Origin of the sequence: Pseudomonas sp. PsB (genome assembly GCF_043658375.1) — a bacterium.
In the GTDB taxonomy this organism is placed as follows: domain Bacteria; phylum Pseudomonadota; class Gammaproteobacteria; order Pseudomonadales; family Pseudomonadaceae; genus Aquipseudomonas; species Aquipseudomonas putida_Z.
On record NZ_JBIGLU010000078.1, the window covers coordinates 1 to 3,255 of the forward strand.

Annotated in this window: 2 protein-coding genes; both read left to right on the forward strand. The window is 58.1% G+C overall.

Features of this window, described 5'->3' with window-relative positions:
• The first annotated feature begins 1,256 nt into the window (after positions 1-1,256).
• Positions 1,257-2,465 carry a group II intron reverse transcriptase/maturase gene (ltrA, locus tag ACGLHT_RS29870; RefSeq protein ID WP_394520762.1) on the forward strand — a complete coding sequence of 403 codons (1,209 nt, stop codon included), beginning with the start codon at positions 1,257-1,259 and terminating at the stop codon, positions 2,463-2,465.
• Between the two features lie 179 nt (positions 2,466-2,644).
• On the forward strand, positions 2,645-3,255 hold a 611-nt coding region (locus tag ACGLHT_RS29875), incomplete at its 3' end, for a reverse transcriptase domain-containing protein (protein WP_394520763.1).

Consider the following 3,255-nt stretch of genomic DNA (forward strand, 5'->3'; position numbering starts at 1 on the left):
CGTGCCTGACGCTGAGCCGCAGTATCGCCTGATCACCAATCTGCTGGACCCGGCGCTGGCACCTGCCATCGAGATGGCGGCGCTGTACCACCGGCGCTGGAAGATCGGTGTGTCCAGATAAGGACACGTTATCCAGTCGGTGAAAGTCCGACCGAGGCAAAAGACTCAGTCCTCGTAGCTAGGGAGGCGTCATGGCGCGAAAGCAAGATGACGGAGCCCTCCGACAGTATGCTCAGAAAGGAGTGTATGCAACGCACCAGGTTGCAACGTGCAGTGAACGCAGATGTAGCCTCGTCACACGAAAACCCGGTGGCTGAGACGGTCGATAACGCGCGAAAGCAGCAAGAGTTGTCCGAAACGAGTCCGATACGGCAACTCTCACCGGCGGGGTATCAGCGGCGACATGGTGTGAAGGATAACGTGGAAACTGGAGAAGCCCTCGGCACCCGGCGGAGAAATCCCGTCGAGGAGATGTCCGCTATAACCGCGAGTGGGAAATGCGGGCATAGGTGCCAGGGTGACGGATCGGGTCGTAGTGTGCGCTGAGCAGCGCGTTGTTCAGGAGGGTTGAAGTCCCTCTGGCGCCCGGATGAGGGGTGCCATATCCGAAAGCGGGGGTAATGCCTCGCTGGCCGGAGAAAGGTGGAAGGTATGGAGAAGTCTAAACGGGCACGAAGGCGAAAGCCGGACACAGCCAAGGCAGACCTGAAGCCGCCACCTTGCGGTATTCCGGAGGGCAGGGTGTCCATCGCGAGGTGGAATCCGAAGGGCATGAGGAGAAGTACCGGGCCGTAATCGAGGGGGCGACCCCATGATGAACCGGTCGGCCAAAGGTGGGGCAAGGTCGAGCCCGCACTATGGGGGCGAAGGCGTTCTCATTCACCCACCGTATCAAGGTGTTTGCGGATGGCACGGTACGGAAGAACAGCGCGTGACCTCAGGAGAACTCGTCCGGTTCCCGGGTGGCACTGGGATAAGTGACCCTATAAGCGAGAGCGAAGTGGGAAACGAGGCCGGGCGAGTAGTCGGACAACCGAATAGTACCGAAAGCGTGGTGAAAGCCATGTGACCGCGCAAGCGGCAGCGGAGTGGGCTGGGGAAGGCGGTTGGCAGAGATGGTTGGAAACGGCAAGAACGTGAGATGAGTAAAGACGATGACGCGGACAAGTTCCTTAAGTGAAAGACCCAGAAGTCATGGTCCGAGGAGACTCGCGGACTGGTTGAATCCAACAGGAGAGAGGAAGGTTCACTCATTGGTGGACAAAGTCTACAAGCGCAAGAACTTGGAGATGGCCTGGCTGCGGGTGAAGCGCAATGCTGGGGCGGGGGGAGTTGACGAGCAAAGTGTGGAGGACTTCGAGTCGCGTCTGGAAGAGCAACTTGATCGCCTGCACGCGGAGCTCAGAGACGGGAAGTACGAGCCGCTCCCAGTATTGCAACAATTGATCCCGAAGTCCGGGCAGCCGGGAAAGTTTCGCCCGTTGGGTATACCGACTATTTACGATCGAGTATGCCAGCAGGCGCTGCTTAACCGGCTGGAACCGATCTTCGAGTCGGTGTTCGATGCAGCCAGCTTCGGATATCGGCGAGGAAGATCGACGAAGGATGCCCTGCGCAAGATCTGGAAGGAATTGGCCGAGGGGTATGAGTGGATCGTTGACGCGGATCTGAAGAACTTCTTTGGGACCGTGGAGCACGAGAAGCTCCTTACCTTGGTAGGCCAACGTGTTTCGGACAGTCGCGTGCTGCGCTTGATTGAGCAGATGCTCAAGGCGGGCTGTATTGCCGAGGGTAAGCGGCTGGCAACTGAGCAGGGAACGCCTCAAGGCGGGGTGGTTTCACCGATCTTGAGCAACATTCTTCTCACTCCGTTTGACGGGGAGATGCGAAGGCGTGGCTATCGACTGACGCGGTACGCAGACGACTGGGTGGTGACATGTCGCACCCGGCCGGAAGCGCACCAAGCGTTAGAGCAAGCCAAAAGGATTCTGGCGGAGCTGGGTGTGACCTTGAACGAAAGCAAGACGCATATTGTTCACGTGTCACGTGGTTTCGAGTTTCTTGGGTACAAGATCAAGCGAGGCAGTCGTCGTCTTGCTCTGCCCTCTAGCAAGATCCGTAGCGGCACCCGTGAGGGCGACCTTTACGCGTATCCACGCGAGAAATCGATTCAGCACTTCAAGGATCAGATACGCAAGCGCACTCGGCGCAAGGCACCTGTGGATACACAGGGGCTGATCGCTGATATCAATCCGGTCATTCGCGGTTGGGGGTTGTACTTCTGTAAAGCCCACGTCCGCAAGCTCTTCGCCCGTCTCGACCGCTGGATCTTGCGGCGCATTTGGTCGCACCGATCCAAGCGCTGGCGTTGCAGGGGCTGGAAACAGCTACCAGAACGACGTCTTTATAGCGAGATGGGTCTTGTGCGCTTGGTCTTTCTGATACCTTCACTCAATCTGCGATGAAGGCGCATCTTTGTGAAAGCCGTGTGCGGGAGAACTGCACGCACGGTTTGAGCGGCGGACGGAGGCCAGCGCGCAAGCGCGCCTCCTCCGACCCGACAGTGTCGAAGCCCTTGTAATGAGGGTGGAGCGAAGGGGCAGCGTTATCCTACTGACGAATGTTGCCAACCGGCATTGCTTGGATGAGTGACATGAAATCAGCGAAACCGTATTGCATTGCGAAGCGGGTTGTGTGGGAGGCGTACCAGCTGGTGAGGGCCAACCGCGGAGCTGCGGGCGTGGACGATGAAACCATCGCCATGTTCGAGCAGAATCTCTCGGGAAATCTATACAAACTGTGGAACCGAATGTCATCGGGGTCGTACTTCCCGCCACCGGTGAAGCAGGTGGAGATTCCGAAGGCCAAGGGCGGCACGAGAAAATTGGGCATTCCCACTGTGTCTGATCGAATCGCGCAGACTGTAGTCAAGCTCATGATCGAGCCGATACTCGATCCGGTGTTTCATCCCGATTCTTATGGATACCGGCCGGGCAAGTCGGCGAAACAGGCGATTGCCGTGACGCGAAAGCGTTGCTGGAAATACGACTGGGTTGTTGAGTTTGACATCAAGGCGGCGTTTGACCAGATCGACCATGCGCTGCTGATGAAAGCAGTGCGGCGCCACATCAGGGAAGACTGGATCCTGCTGTACGTTGAGCGGTGGCTGTGCGCGCCGTTTGAAACCGCGGACGGGGAGCAGATACCCCGCACGAGGGGTACACCCCAGGGAGGCGTAGTTAGTTCGATCCTGAT